General features: G+C 58.5%; 19 protein-coding genes, 1 tRNA gene and 2 pseudogenes. 17 read left to right on the top strand and 5 right to left on the bottom strand.

Annotated elements, in window-relative coordinates; genetic code table 11:
* Nucleotides 1-10: 10 nt before the first annotated feature.
* The 5 genes and pseudogenes from AC1RCO_RS23360 (at nt 11) to AC1RCO_RS23340 (ending at nt 3,572) form a co-directional block, all read left to right on the top strand.
* A pseudogene (locus AC1RCO_RS23360) lies at nt 11-504 on the top strand (transposase).
* 280 nt (nt 505-784) lie between these two features.
* A complete protein-coding gene (locus AC1RCO_RS23355; RefSeq protein ID WP_492618087.1) occupies nt 785-1,282 on the top strand; it encodes an SMI1/KNR4 family protein in 498 nt (165 codons plus the stop codon).
* Nucleotides 1,283-2,076: 794 nt separating this feature from the next.
* On the top strand, nt 2,077-2,421 hold the full coding sequence (locus AC1RCO_RS23350; protein WP_183000613.1) for a hypothetical protein: 345 nt from the start codon (nt 2,077-2,079) through the stop codon (nt 2,419-2,421).
* A gap of 279 nt (nt 2,422-2,700) precedes the next feature.
* Nucleotides 2,701-3,153: a hypothetical protein gene (locus AC1RCO_RS23345; RefSeq protein ID WP_492618086.1), complete on the top strand. Its 453-nt coding sequence runs from the start codon at nt 2,701-2,703 to the stop codon at nt 3,151-3,153.
* A 53-nt stretch (nt 3,154-3,206) separates the two neighbouring features.
* The gene (locus tag AC1RCO_RS23340; protein WP_183000615.1) at nt 3,207-3,572 is read left to right on the top strand and encodes a hypothetical protein; all 366 of its coding nucleotides are present in this window, start codon (nt 3,207-3,209) and stop codon (nt 3,570-3,572) included.
* An 86-nt stretch (nt 3,573-3,658) separates the two neighbouring features.
* Here AC1RCO_RS23340 and AC1RCO_RS23335 read toward each other — a convergent pair whose 3' ends face one another.
* Nucleotides 3,659-4,249 (bottom strand): DUF4291 domain-containing protein, encoded by a 591-nt coding sequence (locus AC1RCO_RS23335; RefSeq protein ID WP_492618085.1) that lies wholly within the window; start codon nt 4,247-4,249, stop codon nt 3,659-3,661.
* 48 nt (nt 4,250-4,297) lie between these two features.
* Complete coding sequence (locus tag AC1RCO_RS23330) at nt 4,298-4,567, bottom strand: hypothetical protein (protein WP_072452194.1); 270 nt, start codon at nt 4,565-4,567, stop codon at nt 4,298-4,300.
* Between the two features lie 260 nt (nt 4,568-4,827).
* On the opposite strand from AC1RCO_RS23330, the pseudogene AC1RCO_RS23325 reads away from it, so the two are divergent.
* The 7 genes and pseudogenes from AC1RCO_RS23325 (at nt 4,828) to AC1RCO_RS23295 (ending at nt 9,497) form a co-directional block, all read left to right on the top strand.
* Nucleotides 4,828-5,093, top strand: a pseudogene (locus tag AC1RCO_RS23325) (BrnT family toxin).
* Complete coding sequence (locus tag AC1RCO_RS23320; protein WP_011058552.1) at nt 5,071-5,319, top strand: BrnA antitoxin family protein; 249 nt, start codon at nt 5,071-5,073, stop codon at nt 5,317-5,319. The pseudogene AC1RCO_RS23325 and the gene AC1RCO_RS23320 overlap by 23 nt, the downstream one beginning before the upstream one ends.
* 223 nt (nt 5,320-5,542) lie before the next feature.
* A complete protein-coding gene (locus AC1RCO_RS23315) occupies nt 5,543-6,103 on the top strand; it encodes a YbhB/YbcL family Raf kinase inhibitor-like protein (protein ID WP_011058553.1) in 561 nt (186 codons plus the stop codon).
* 88 nt (nt 6,104-6,191) lie between these two features.
* Nucleotides 6,192-7,940, top strand: coding sequence for a vWA domain-containing protein (locus AC1RCO_RS23310; RefSeq protein ID WP_342404001.1), 1,749 nt, complete (start codon nt 6,192-6,194; stop codon nt 7,938-7,940).
* Nucleotides 7,941-7,977: 37 nt separating this feature from the next.
* Nucleotides 7,978-8,559, top strand: a complete 582-nt coding sequence (locus AC1RCO_RS23305; protein WP_011058554.1) for an RNA polymerase sigma factor — start codon at nt 7,978-7,980, stop codon at nt 8,557-8,559.
* Nucleotides 8,556-9,239 (top strand): hypothetical protein, encoded by a 684-nt coding sequence (locus AC1RCO_RS23300; protein ID WP_492618084.1) that lies wholly within the window; start codon nt 8,556-8,558, stop codon nt 9,237-9,239. The genes AC1RCO_RS23305 and AC1RCO_RS23300 overlap by 4 nt, the downstream gene beginning before the upstream one ends.
* A 72-nt stretch (nt 9,240-9,311) precedes the next feature.
* Entirely contained in the window at nt 9,312-9,497 is a 186-nt protein-coding gene (locus tag AC1RCO_RS23295; protein ID WP_011058556.1) for a hypothetical protein, read from the top strand.
* Between the two features lie 18 nt (nt 9,498-9,515).
* Here the strand turns inward: AC1RCO_RS23295 and AC1RCO_RS23290 are convergent, their stop codons facing one another.
* From AC1RCO_RS23290 to AC1RCO_RS23280, 3 genes are all read right to left on the bottom strand, one after another.
* Entirely contained in the window at nt 9,516-9,980 is a 465-nt protein-coding gene (locus AC1RCO_RS23290; protein ID WP_011058557.1) for a hypothetical protein, read from the bottom strand.
* Nucleotides 9,964-10,815: a hypothetical protein gene (locus tag AC1RCO_RS23285; RefSeq protein ID WP_342403999.1), complete on the bottom strand. Its 852-nt coding sequence runs from the start codon at nt 10,813-10,815 to the stop codon at nt 9,964-9,966. Before AC1RCO_RS23285 ends, AC1RCO_RS23290 begins: the two co-directional genes overlap by 17 nt.
* A 163-nt stretch (nt 10,816-10,978) precedes the next feature.
* Nucleotides 10,979-11,055, bottom strand: a tRNA-Arg gene (locus tag AC1RCO_RS23280).
* A gap of 188 nt (nt 11,056-11,243) precedes the next feature.
* On the opposite strand from AC1RCO_RS23280, the gene AC1RCO_RS23275 reads away from it, so the two are divergent.
* From AC1RCO_RS23275 to AC1RCO_RS23255, 5 genes are all read left to right on the top strand, one after another.
* A complete protein-coding gene (locus AC1RCO_RS23275) occupies nt 11,244-11,786 on the top strand; it encodes an RNA polymerase sigma factor (protein ID WP_072443737.1) in 543 nt (180 codons plus the stop codon).
* A 119-nt stretch (nt 11,787-11,905) separates the two neighbouring features.
* Entirely contained in the window at nt 11,906-12,133 is a 228-nt protein-coding gene (locus tag AC1RCO_RS23270; RefSeq protein ID WP_011058560.1) for a RebB family R body protein, read from the top strand.
* Nucleotides 12,134-12,157: 24 nt separating this feature from the next.
* Nucleotides 12,158-12,826 (top strand): hypothetical protein, encoded by a 669-nt coding sequence (locus tag AC1RCO_RS23265; protein ID WP_065364756.1) that lies wholly within the window; start codon nt 12,158-12,160, stop codon nt 12,824-12,826.
* Between the two features lie 141 nt (nt 12,827-12,967).
* On the top strand, nt 12,968-13,525 hold the full coding sequence (locus AC1RCO_RS23260; RefSeq protein WP_041115110.1) for a hypothetical protein: 558 nt from the start codon (nt 12,968-12,970) through the stop codon (nt 13,523-13,525).
* Nucleotides 13,526-13,638: 113 nt separating this feature from the next.
* On the top strand, nt 13,639-13,789 hold a 151-nt coding region (locus tag AC1RCO_RS23255), incomplete at its 3' end, for a RebB family R body protein (RefSeq protein WP_492589556.1).

Genomic DNA, 13,789 nt, shown 5'->3' with positions numbered 1-13,789 from the left:
GAGTATCCCGATGAAGCAGATGACTTTCGCCGATGCCGAGTACGCCGGCAAGCGTAAGCAAGCCCGCAAGGAGCTGTTCCTGATCGAGATGGATCAGGTGGTGCCGTGGAAAGGTTTGATTGCCCTCATCGAGCCCGGCCGCCCGGCCTATCCGTTGATGGCGATGCTGCGCGTCCATCTGATGCAGAACTGGTTTGGCTACAGCGATCCGGCGATGGAAGAGGCATTGTACGAGACCACCATCCTGCGCCAGTTCGCAGCACCTACAAGAAGCACGGAAAACGCAGCTTGTTGTACCGAATGAAGCGCAAGATCGGGAGAGCCAAGGCGCAGACACGCGCCAAGGTCGAGCATCCGTTTCGTGTGATCAAGCGCCAGTTCGGCTACACCAAGGTGCGCTTCCGTGGGCTGAATACCGCGCAGTTGGTCACGCTATTCGCTCTTTCAAATCTGTGGATGGCGCGCCGGCACTTACTGACGAATACGGGAGAGGTGTGCCTGTGATGCAGGTAGTAGCGGTCGCGAGGTGCTCGCGGCGGCTAAAAACACAGAAGTGAGCGGGTGATTTGGTCATTTTAGATCGACTCCCTGCTTTCAAAAACGGTAGGTGCGGAAGTCGGCCAAAAATATCGGACTACTTCAGACCATCCCTAGCCGATTACGTATAGAAAACCTCCGTAGTCAAGCCCGGTATGTGCAGTGGAAGTTTTGTGGTAGGTGAAATTTTTGGAAAACAACCATACTTTTGATTTGAGGACTTTTCAGGGGCTTCGGGAATTAAGCCATGATTGGTGAATTTGTTAGATCTGTTATAAGTGAAGATCTTCTTAAGGGGGATATTGGTTTTTGTGGCTATAGCCTAGATGAGCTGGAGAAAATCAAGAGACTTTACGATATCCGTATCAGTGGTCAACTACAGTCATTTTTACTTGAAATGGGGCGAAGTGATGGAGGGTTGATTGGGGACTCATTTATCCAATTGTATCGCCCGTCTTGGCGAGTACGTACTCATTTGCTTTTTCAGGTTGGTTTCTTGAGTCAGATGCAAGAAGCCGGGCATTATGAATTTCTGAATAAGCCATTTGTCTTAGCCTGGGTTTCTGAGACTCAGTACTATTTTATTCAGACTTTAATGGGCGATGATGCAGTTTATCATTACGATTCAAATGTGGAATGTGTTGTAAAAACCGAGTGGGACTTGCTTGGTTTGTTGAAAATGTTGATGTGTGCAAACGGCGGCGATATTAAAGCTGGGGTTGTTGGTGATTTGTTAGAGATCTGATCAATACTTATCTCAAAAGAGGGCATTATAAAGTCTTGGCGTTATGAGGCGGAGGTCAAAATAAGTTGTTTTGTTTTTTAGAAGTTAGATTGTCTGGCTCTTGTAAGAGGACTTGCTCTTATGTTGAAACGGAAAGTATGGGGGTATGCGCTGAGCTCAACAGGCTCGTGGTTGTTCAGCTTTGGGAAGGAGGTAATGAAATTGGATGCTGAATTTTAGTCGATGGTTTGAATAGCTGCGGATGTGTGATGAATTATGGGCTGTGTAAAGGGACTAGCAAAAAATGGAAATGAAAGGGCCTCAAGGAACAGGGAATTCACATTTAATTTTTGAGCAGTAGTTTGTGAAACTAATAGTTGTTGGTTTCGAAGCGAAAAGTAAAGGAGTCTATTCGGTTCTTTTGAAGTATGGTGCGCGGAAGCTTGTGAGGGAAGTGAGGGTATGTGAAGGCGCTGTGTTATATGCTGAATATGGATCAAGTCTGCAGGAGATTCTGCATAGAAACGTTGGGGAAGCAAAAAATATGCATCGTCTAATATTTAAGTTGCATCGACAAGAGTTTGTAAAACTTCCTTTATGTATCGGAGATTTCTAGTTTTCCGAAGAGGCTGATGTTGAAATTTTTCTGACTAGCTACCTGGTTGTTGGTGTAGGGTGGCTTGGGTTTATTAGAGCGGAATAAAGAATCCCAAGATGGCAGGGCTCTGTTTCATACTTACAATGAGTGAGAGTTTGATTTGGCTTATTCGAATTTAGAGTTTTCTGGGCAGTTTACGCGGATTCATGATCTGGACTTGAGTATTGCCTGCTTTCTAGTAATAGAGTCCGGAAAATATGTAAGCTCGGAAGCTTTGGATGATATGTTTGATTCTTGGGTCGATTCGATTTCGTATGGCGGCCCTGGTTGTATTGATCTGCAGCTAGATAAATTTCTGAAAAGCCAAGAGTATGCTGATGTAGTTGTAGGCTTGATTGATAGGGTGATCCAAGAGTTGTATTCAATAGCGGATGTTTATCCGAAAGAGAAATTGAACTCGATGCTGGCAGGCGTAAAGATAACTTTGAATGCGGACTATGAAGTTAAGTTGATAAGAACTGCTTTAGTTGGGTTGCGAAAAGTCATTGTAGGTGAAGGATAGCTCATGGGCTGCATGATGAATCAGATGATTTTTCACTAATTCCTGAGTCTTTGATTTTTTCAAGATTGAAAGAAGGTTTGAAAAAGAAGCTCTGCTGTGACCTGCATCAAGTTTGTTTTTTCTAGTTTGTCAGCCTTCGGATCATAGTGGGCTATATATTAAGTAAGAGTCACGTAAGTGATGAGTTTTTAGAGTGAAGAAGAAAATATATTATGGTGTAATCGCGCGTGGTACAGAGATATGTATGCATGTATTTTGCATTTTTAAGTGAGATGTAGCATGAGCATTAAACTTAAGACAGAGGCGGGAGTGTTAGAGTTTATTGTCAAAAATATGAAGGCTAAGGATAGTTTTTTTGACTTCGATATTGTCAGTGTTTGGTATGATAAATATTCTGGCTGTTTACCGGCTGATTTCTTTTGTAGTTTGAATTTCGATGATATAAATAGGCTTGTTGATTATTTCTATAGGCATAAATTGTCAGTGCTTACTAATCAGGTTAATGAGTCACTGGTTTATATGCCTTTGGAAAGCGACTTTCAAATAAGGTTCATGGCCGGGGAGGCTGAAAGCATGGAAGATGGATACTTTTCCATAGGTTTTTTATTTAACCTTGGAAGTAGTTGCGAAGAATCTTCGAATGTATATTTTGGATTCGAGGCTGGTATTGATTTTTTAGCGGTAGATGACTTTTGTGTTTCTTTGAAGGAACTGGTGACCGTTGAGCAGTAGATGATTTTCTAGTAATCCACGGTTTTCAAAGTGTTTTAATCTGGTAAGCCATGATGAAAGAAGTATCTCCTCTAATATGTACATCGTGTGAAGAACAGCTCGATGTGTTTAACGAGGGTTCTACCCAAGGATTAAGGTGTTCCGGTTGTGGCTGGTCCTTGGTTACTACACATATTTCAGACATTAAAATCGATGAGCGAGAATATAAAATTTTTTGTAGCGGTAATTATAAAAGCGAAGCACATGTGCGAGTTGTATCCGAGGTGGCAGGTTACAATTTTTTGATGTCCAGAAAAGCACTGCAGAAAGGCCAATTTCTTCTGTTCTCCGGGCAGGCTGTTGAGGTTTCTCGGGTCAGGAAAATGCTTGGTCATGCAGGGGTTTTATGTACCATCACACCTGATTTTAAGTGGGGTTGATCAGGTGGCGATTGTTGTTTGCTAAGCCTCTAAGGTGAATAAGTTAGTTCTTTCAGTAACTTAGCTGCAACTTCCGAAAGTACAGGCTATACATCAACCTCCCTTGAATACTCCCGCTCCTGCGGAAGCAGTCTGCTGGCCCCCTCCAAGTCCCCTTCCTGAATGAGTCGATGAATCTCGTGCGCCAACGGCGTGACATCGGTAATGCGCTTGATCCACTGGTTCACATACAACTGCACAGCCTCCTTGCTCAGGCCAATCTGAATGGCCCGATGTTCCTGTGGCCGCAAGTACAGATCCCGTTCCGGGTCCCACTGAATCCGCACCGGCGACTGGTCTTTCAACTTCAACCATTCTTCCTTGCTCATGGACTCGTCGGCATGGCTCAAGCAGCCGTTGGCCAGGGCCCATTCAAAGCCTTCGCGGCTGATGTCGATGGCCTGGATGCGGGTCTGTCCGGCGTCCTTAAAACCCCAGCCGGCGCGGTACATCATCCAGAGGAAGGACGGCTTTATCCAGGTCATGCGCTCCATCTTGAAGGGTGGGGAGACGAAGGTGCCGTGGGCCAGGGCGGCGTCGGCGATGCTGTCGGAGTAGGCCTGGTAGACGCGGATGGTGTCGGCGTCGTAGAGCGCGCGGATCTGGCGCTCGGGGATTTCTGTTGCGGGTTTATGCATGGCATTTCCTTATGAAGAATGGGCGGCCGGGAAGCCGCCCTGGGGTGTTTAGAGTTTGGCCTGCGGTTGCAGGCGCCGTGATGTCACATCCAGCAGATCACAGCCATCGCGCAGCAGGATGCTGCACACCAGGGTCAGTTCCTGCAGTAGCACCGGTTCGCTGCGCAGGGTCTCGGCGGCGAAGTTCTCCAGCAGTTGGGTCGCGGCGCGGATGCGAAAGGCTGCGGCGTCGTGCAATACATCGATGGGCGCCTGGGTGTCGATCAGCAGGGAAGGAATCAGGCAGTCGTGGCCGGTTAGGGATATATAACGGTTCATTAGTACACCTCGCTTAATGGATCGATGTACTCGTTACTCCGGTCGCCAAACCAGGTCGCCATATGGGCGACGGCCGGACTATAAGCCGCGGGCTTGCGAGGGTGCAAGGCAAGTTCGGTGGCGTCTTTTCCGAGAGCGTTGTAGGGCTTTTTCCGTACACATCCATCCCGCTTGCGACTGTATTTCCAGGTGTTTAGCCAGGGCGCTTTTGGCGAACGGTCGGCTAGCCTGTATGTACATTTGTAAATACGGAATTGCTTATGTACGTTGCATGGGACGAGGCCAAGAACCACGCCAACATGCTCAAGCACGGCATCGATTTCAACGATGCGGTGGCCCGGTGCTGTCCTTGCGCGATGAGCGCCTGGACTACGGCGAGGAGCGCTGGATCAGCCTCGGTTGGATCAGGACCCTGGTGGGCGTGGTGGTCCATACCGAGCGGCGAGGCCAAGCGATGCGCATTATCTCGGCGCGAAAAGCCACTAAGCGGGAGGCTAAATATTATGTCCAACGGATCGAAAACTGATTGGGATCGCCTGGCGAAAACCGATGACCAGGGCATCGATACTTCTGATATTCCCGAGCTGGATGACGATTTCTTTCGCCGCGCCGAGGTGCACCTGCCGGGCAAGAAGGCCGTGACCATTCGCCTGGATGCCGATGTGCTGGAGTGGTTCAAGGGCCAGGGCGCGGGTTACCAGACGCGGATCAACCAATTGCTGCGCCAGTACATGCAGGCCCACCGGGACTGAGGCCTGTGCATCATTTCAGGAGGCGGGCGGATGGCCCGCCGCTCTTTCCGGCCGGCCGTGGAGGGTGGTTGCCATTGCGATTCCTGTCTGAAATATTCATTTACAACTACCCCCGTCCTCAAGCTCAATCTGCTCCCTTGCCTGGTGCGAAGGAGTGCGCTCTTTCGTGCAGGCTATAGTCTTGTGCTCACCCTGATCTCATCCGCAAATAAGGTGCTTTCGTATGTCTCGCTTTGCCTCCCGCAATACTTGGCTGGCCGTTGGTGCCGCGTTGCTGTGCCTGCACTTGCCCGTGCAGGCCCAGGAGCGTTTTACCCTGAACATTCCCGGGGTTTCGGATGACCGGCTGTTCACCACGGGCAATGCCAGCGATGCCAAGGGCTGTGGCGGGCACAATAATTCCCCGGCCTTGAACTGGACCGCCGGCCCGACCGGGACCTTGAGCTACGCCATCGTCATGCACGACCCGGACGGGGCCAAGGGCCAGGGCGTGGATCACTGGGTGCACTACGGCATCAAGCCCACCACCCGGCAGATTCCCGCCGGTGCCGGCAACAAGCCGAACCTGGAAGGGCTGGCCGGCCTCAACAGCCGCAACGGTACTTCCTATATGGGCCCGTGCCCGCCGGTGGGTGACAGCGCGCACCACTACATCATCCAGATCTACGCCCTGGACCTGCCGCCGGAAGCCCTGCCCGCCGGGCTGACCCGCGCCCAACTGCTGGAAAAGATCAACGGTCACGTACTGCGCAACAGCAGTGTGGTGCGCCGCTATTCCCGCTGAGTGAAATTTTTTTCGAAGGCTTAACCCGAATCGCCCAGGGGCTTCGTCTGAAGGGGGGAATGGATCATTTCTTTCCGAGGTCAGCCCCATGTCCCTTCCCGTGCATTTCCTTCGTCCGGCCGCCCAGGGTTTTGCCGCCGGCCTGTTGCTGGCAGTTGCCGGCTGTGGTGTGTCGTCCAAGCCCGAATCCGCTGCCGGCTCGTCAACCCAGGGAGCATTGCAGGCTGCGCCTCAAGCGCAGTACGAGGTGCAGCATGCCGATGCCACCATGGCCAAGCGCGCTGTGCATCCGATGAGGTTGTCAGCGCCGATGCCGGCGCCCATTAGCTCACGGGAGTCGCTGGTGGCCGGTTACCGCGACGAGCCCCGGGAGCAGTACCAGAAACTGCCGGACAACCCGATCCACAGCGTCGCCGAAGCACCGGTCTCGACCTTCAGCGCCGACGTCGATACGGGTGCCTATGCCAACGTCCGCCGCTTGCTCAACCAGGGCAGCCTGCCGCCGGAGGGCGCGGTGCGCCTGGAGGAACTGGTCAACTACTTCCCCTACGATTACGCCCTGCCCACGGACGGCTCGCCCTTTGGCGTGACCACCGAGCTGGCGCCGTCGCCGTGGAATCCCCATACCCGCCTGCTGCGCATCGGCATCAAGGCATCGGATCGCGCGGTGGCGGAGCTGGCCCCGGCCAACCTGGTGTTCCTGGTGGATGTCTCCGGCTCCATGGATCGCCGTGAAGGCCTGCCCCTGGTGAAAAGCACCCTCAAGCTGCTGGTGGATCAACTGCGGGACCAGGATCGGGTGTCGCTGGTGGTCTACGCCGGTGAATCACGGGTGGTGCTGGAGCCCACGTCCGGTCGTGACAAGGCGAAGATCCGCACTGCCATCGACCAGCTCACCGCGGGTGGTTCCACGGCGGGCGCCTCGGGTATCCAGCTGGCCTACCAGATGGCCCAGCAGGGTTTTATCGACAAGGGCATCAACCGCATCCTGCTGGCCACCGACGGCGACTTCAACGTCGGCGTCAGCGACTTCGACAGCCTCAAGGCCATGGCCGCCGAGAAGCGCAAGAGTGGTGTCTCCCTGACCACCCTGGGGTTCGGTGTGGACAACTACAACGAGCACCTGATGGAGCAACTGGCCGATGCCGGTGACGGCAACTACGCCTACATCGACAATCTGCGCGAAGCGCGCAAGGTGCTGGTGGACCAGCTCAGCTCGACCCTGGCGGTGGTGGCCAAGGACGTGAAGCTGCAAGTGGAGTTCAACCCGGCCCAGGTCAGTGAATACCGCCTGCTGGGTTATGAGAACCGTGCACTCAAGCGAGAAGACTTCAGCAACGACAAGGTCGACGCCGGGGAAATCGGTGCAGGGCATACGGTTACCGCGTTGTATGAAATTGTCCCGGCTGGCGAGAAGGGTTGGCTGGAGCCGCTGCGTTATGCCCAGGCCAAGGCGCCGCAACAGAGTGGCAAGCAGGGCGAGCTGGCCATGCTGCGGCTGCGCTACAAGGCGCCGGAAGGCGGCAGCAGCCGCCTGATCGAACGGCCCATCAGTGCCCAGCAGCCCGGCAGCCTGGCGGCGGCCAGCCCCGACCTGCGCTTCGCCGCAGCCGTGGCGGCGTTCTCCCAGCAGCTCAAGGACGGCCGCTACACCGGCAACTTCAGCCTGGCCGACACGGTCAAGCTGGCCCAGGGCGCCAAGGGTGCCGACCCTTACGGCCTGCGAGGCGAGTTCGTACAGCTGGTGGAGCTGGCGCAAAGCCTGCAAACTCAGGCGCCGAAAGCCCAGGCGGCGCAGCCCGTGGACTTGAGCCAAGTGCAGAGCCGCCTTGAGTAGACCTCAGACCCGCAGTGAACAGGAGTTCAACCGCCCTATGTCTGCTGCCCAATCCACCAGCGACGCCAGCAGCGATGAAACGCTGCTGGCGCGTTACCGTGCCGGAGACCCCGCGGCCTTCGAGGTGCTTTACCAGCGCCATCGCCAGGGCTTGTATCGCTTTGTGCTGAGCCTGTGTGGCAAGGCCGAGCTGGCGGATGAGGTCTACCAGGAAACCTGGCTCAGCCTGATCCGCAGCACCAGCCAGCCCCAGGGCCGGGCCAGCTTCCGGACCTGGTTGTACCAGATTGCCCGCAACCGCTTGATCGACCACTGGCGCAAGCACGGCCAGCGCAACCCGTTGCACGACAGCTATGACGAACAACTGCACGGTGAAGCCGACCAAGCCCCCGGCCCCGAACAGCAACTGAGCCTGTGCCGCGACCAGCAGCGTATCGAAGCCGCCCTGCAGGACCTGCCCGAAGACCAGCGCGAGGTGTTCCTGCTGCGGGCCCACGGCGACCTGGAACTGCCGGAAATCGCCAGCCTGACCCAGGCTCCCCTGGAAACGGTGAAAAGCCGTTTCCGCTATGCGTTGAAAAAGTTGCGTCGGCTCCTGGCCGAGGAGGTACTCACATGACTGACGCCCGACAGACCCCAACCCCCGAAGAGCAGATGCTGGCGCATATCCGCCAACACAGTACCCAGGAGCCACCGGCCCATCTCGACGCCCTGATCCTGGCCACTGCCCGCCGCGAAGCCCCGGCGCCCAAGCCCGGCTTCTGGCAACGCTGGATGCAGGCCTGCCTGCGGCCGCGTTATCAACTGGCTTTTGCCAGTCTGTTTGGCGTGGCCCTGGTCATCGGTTTGCTGCGGCCTTCCCCGGAGCACTATCCACAAGAGCAGGCCTTTGTCCCTGCGCCCGCTCCAGCCCCAGCTGCGCCCATCGCACGCCAGGCGGCGCCACGTTCCGCCGAGCTGGCCGGGGCCTTGAGCGTCCCTGAGCCGGCTGCCCCTTCGCCCATCGCTCCGGCGGCCCCTGTCGGCAGTTTTGCCGCGGCGCCGGAGATGGAAGCGTCCGCTGATGCAGCGCCACCTGCGATGGCCAAGCCCAGGGCCGAGTCGAGCAAGCTGGCCAAGCGCATGTCGGCGCCGGTCGCGCCCCGGGCGATCAAGCGATTGAATGAGCAACTGCAGACAGTGCTGCGTCTATGGGACGAGGGCCAGAACCGCGCGGCGGCCGAGCTGCTGCTCCAACTGCAGGAAACTTATCCACAGGAGGATCTGGACGCGCGCCTGCAAGCCTTGCGTCGTCAATAAGGTGCGGGGGTTGGCTGTCGCAGCGGAAAACGCGCACTATCTGCCCAGTTTCCAGAAAGTGAGAGGCCGGTCATGGCACCCCGCATCGACCGTATTGCTGCAATGTTGAACTGCCCGATCAAGGGCGCGGAGCTGCGCCAGGCCATCAAGGAAAGCCGCAAGGACTTTGGCCTTGAAGAGGGCGAGGACCTCGATCAGCAGGCCGACGACGAAGACGATCAGGCGGCCCCGCACTCCGACGCCGTCGAGGAGGAGTGACCCTGGCAGCCCCAGCGCTCAGGCGTAGGGGGTGGCGGGCAACTCGATGAACTCGGCGCAGGCACCGTCCGCGGTCATGCGCCGAGCCCGTTCCGGCAGCAGCCGGGCGTGGTTTTCCACTTGCCAGCGATACCAGCTCAGGCGCTGCACGATCCGCCGCCGGCAGGGCTCCGGCAATTGCCCCAGCAGGTCGACACTCTCGGGCGCCCAGCGGGCTCGGGTCGAGTAGTAGCAGAACAGGTTTTCCCGCAGGCCGAAACAGTCCTCAATGCTTTCCTCGACGCTGTACGCGTAGCGCTCGAAGCTGGCGCTCAGTTGCTGTGCGCCGTCGGCGTTGTCCCGCAGGTAGGCGAAGATCCCCGGCCAATTGATGCAGTACAGGTGCTCGTCCCAATCGCCGTCCCGGGTCAGGTATTGGCCCTGGCCGCGAAAGAACTGCAGCACTTCCTCGCGCTCCAGAGCCACTTCAAAGTTGCTTTTCATCGGGTGTTCCCTTGACGTCGGCGATGCTCACAGATAACGCCACGCATTCGATCACGCAATCGAAGCCGATTTCCAGGCGCAGGTGATAACCGGGGTCCAGGCGAGTGAGCTGGGTGCGCATGCGCCCGTCGAAGCGCGTGCCGCTGACCGCCAGTTCGCTGATGCCCTGGACCTTGAGCACGAAACTGCAGTGGGTCGCCGCCTCGATCACCGGCCAGCTGGCAGGCACAGACAAGCGCGGCAGTTCACCGCTCAGGTGCAGGCTCAGTTGCTCGCCCTGGAACTGCGGGCCCTGGGTCTCCAGGTCATAGGGCGTGGCGGTCAAATCGAACTCGGCCCGCCAGGCTTCAGGGTTGTCGATGCCGAACAGCCAGTCCTTGCCGAAACGCTCACGGTGCGGGATTGCCCGGCACTCTGCCAGCGAAGGCAATTGCGCGCGGACCAGGTCTTCCTGCCAGCGCTCCCGTGCCGCGTTCAGCAGGCGCTGGAAAAGGTCCCGGCTGTTGTCGATCACCCCTGGCCAGTTGCTGGGCCACTGATCGTATTCGTAGTCGTCCTCGATGGGCTCCCAGATCTGTTCGAAGTCGTAGTCCGGGTCATCCAGTGCCGCTTGCAGCACCTCCACCAGCCGCTGTCGATGCCGGAAATTCTCCCGGGAACCGTGGCGCATCAGGCCGTAGTGGCGGACCAGGTATTCGCGGTCGTCCGGGTCATTGGGGTTGTAGCGGTTCAGTTCGGCATCCAGGGCCGGGGGCATGTCATAGCCCATGAACCAGGTGACCCAGTCGCGTATCTGGGGCTCGAAGGGTTGATTGTGCAGGGGATGGCGCAGCATCGGGACCTCCTGTCCGGGGGCGGCGAATGTAGCAAGTTGCGCCTCGCCAGGACAGCCCGGGGCCGTCATGTGTGCGGGGTGCCGTTCGGGCATTGCGCCGTTTTGCATCGCGGATCAACAAAAAAGCCCCAGGCCGTAAGACCTGGGGCTTTTTCGCTGAAGATGGCGCACTCGGCGGGATTCGAACCCACGACCCCTGCCTTCGGAGGGCAGTACTCTATCCAGCTGAGCTACGAGTGCAGTGCGGGCGACATCATACCTATGTCGACTCGGGGCGTCCACGCCGGTTTTCATCGGCTGGTGCTTGTCCGTCGCAACCCCCGGAAACCCGGGCCGTAGTGGCAGTTTTTCCTGCTGAAGCTTCCTCGTACCTGCGCGCAACCTGCAGCCAGAACCGTGCAATCACGGGGCACAGGGAGGTGCAGGAGATGAACTGTTCCATGCCGGGCGGCCTGCAAGCGGGCCTGCCGGACCAACTGTTCGAAGCCAGCTGGAGGGCGGTATTGCCCGGTTTGCAGCGCCGCGCCCGGCAGTTGGCGCGGGGCAACGCCGATGGTGCCCAAGAGTGGCTGGCGGCCACGGCGATCAAGGCGCTGCTGTTCTTTCGTCGCTCGCCGGAGCGGATTCGCGACCCCCAGGGCTTTCTGTTCCTGGTGCTCGATCATGTGTTTGTCGACAGCTGCCGCCGGCAGGCCCGGGAGCAGCGCCTGTTTGTGGATTTCGCCGGGCTCGAGGATGACCCGCTGCAGCAGCTGGAGGCCCCGCAGATGTCGGTGCTCGACCAGGTGGAATTGCTGGAGACCCTGGCCCTGCTCAGTCGACGGGTGGCGCAACTGCCGCCGAAGAAGCGCCGCCTGTTTGAACTAAAGTTTGTCGACGACCTGCCCTATCCCCACATCGCCGCCGAGCTGGGCATGAACCAGCCCTTGGCGCGCAAGTATGTGCAGCTGTTGCGGGCGCAGTTGCGTTGATACGGCCTGAGGTTTCACAGCCGGCTCGCTCGGGCGTTCCTGTTCAGTGAGCCTGTTTTCGATGCTGTAGCCGGTGCCGCCGCCTTCTGCGGTGGGCCATTCCATCTAAGGAGAGATGTATGCCCGATCCAATGGTCAACTCGCAGATCACCGATGCCGTCACCCAGACCAACGTCAAGGTCGTGGCCGAGGCTCCGGCCCAGGCCATCGCCTCGCTGTACCAGGTGGCCAGCCACTCGGCCGGCCTGTCGCTGCAGAACGCGGTCAACAGCCAGCAGGCGCTCAACCAGATCTCCAATGCGGTGGTGTCCAAGGCCGTGGCGCTGATCATGGCGATCGGCGAGTAGGGCTGATCGCCCGGGAGAATCGTCATGGCCTGGTTCAAGAAGAAAACCCCACCCGCAGCCGCGGCCGATGAAAGCGCCGGCGCGGCGGCCGACCCTGGCGCCGCTGCAGTAGCCGCCGAGCCTGAGGCACCCTCGGCGATGGCCGGTGACGCCGCCTCGACAGCCAGCGCGCCGGCGCCCGAACCTGCTCCATCGCCTGCAGGCCCGGCGCAGCCCTCGATGATGCAGACGATGAACGCGCACCTGCTCAAGCAGGCCGGCACGCCCAGCAGCGACAGCACTGATGCCCTGAACAGCCAGATTGTCCAGGCGGTGCAGTTCAGCAATGCCCAGACCTTCAGCTATGCCCCGGCGCAGATCGCAGCAGCGCCGGACATGATGATCAGCCAGGCCGCCGGCCTGGTGGCGCAGTCGGCGGCGGGGTATTTCGACGGGGTCAGCAAGCTGGCCCTGGCGGCCCAGGCAGTGCTGCTCAAGCAGATGACCGAGAACATCGTCAAAGAGAACGTCAAGGGGGCTGCCGAGGATGCCCTGGGCGCGTTGGTCACCGATCTGCTGGTGGGCGCGGCGGCAGCGGTGGCGGCGGCTGCCGGGGCCATGGAGGCCGACGCGGCCGGCGTGGCCATCGACAAGATCGACCAGAGCATCGCCAAGTACAGCAGCACCCTGGCCAATCGCACACCGTCCTCCTGAGCAAGCGCCCCGGGCGCGCCAGGTGCCCGGGGCCTGCACGGCCAGGAGCATGACCGCGACACAGGCTTTCCCCCTGGCGTTGAAGTTCGACGGACCCGGTGCCCAGCCCTTCAACGTCATTCATTGAGTAAGGAGCATGCAATGGCGAATGAAGAGCAGACCCCGATGGCGACGATATTCGGCTTTGCCGAGAAGTATCTGAAACGCCCGTTGACCCAGGTCGAGCGCCAGGTACTGGAGGCATTTGCCCAGGACAAGCCGCTGGACATGTCCAGGGCCGCGCAACAGAGCGTCGATCAGGCGCGGCAGCGGGCCACGGAGCTGATGCAGTCCGATGGGCTGCGCACCCGACAGATCATCGATCAACTGGCCGGTTCCGCCGCCGCGGGCAAGGCCGATCCCCAGGCGCGGGAGCTGGTGCTGCGGCAACTGCTGGCGGCCGCCGAGTCCGAGGAGCCGCTGTCGGTATCGCCCCCCGGGGCCGGCCTGGTGACGACCGCCGCCGCTGCAGCCGCCGCGGCGGCGCTGGCGCCGGCACTGTCCCCGGCCAGCTTCCCGGCGGACGATCCGCAGCTCAAGGCAATGATCAGCGCCCTGGTCCAGCAGGAGGTGAAAGCCGCGGTCGAGGCGCGGATGGCCGGGCTGTCGCAGAAAGTCGAAGACACCCTCAAGCAACTGACCGCCGGCAGTGGGCAATAAGGGCCCCCTGAAATAACCGCAAGGCCGTTCAAGCCCCGCTTCACAGCATCAGGGCTGCCACGTTCACTCAATGACACGGAATGCTCCGTGTGCCTAACAAAGGAAGTTGAGCCATGCCACTTGTAAACGAACAAATCACCGATGCCGTCACCCAGACCAACGTCAAGGTCGTCGCTGAAGCGCCGGCCATGGCGATGGGCACCATCTACCAATCCATGGCCCAGGCCACCGCGATCCTGTTCCAGAACTCGGTCTCGGCGCAGC

The sequence above is a fragment of the Pseudomonas sp. GW823-FHT03E05 genome (assembly GCF_058796855.1).
This window is presented reverse-complemented; position numbering and strand designations above follow the sequence as displayed.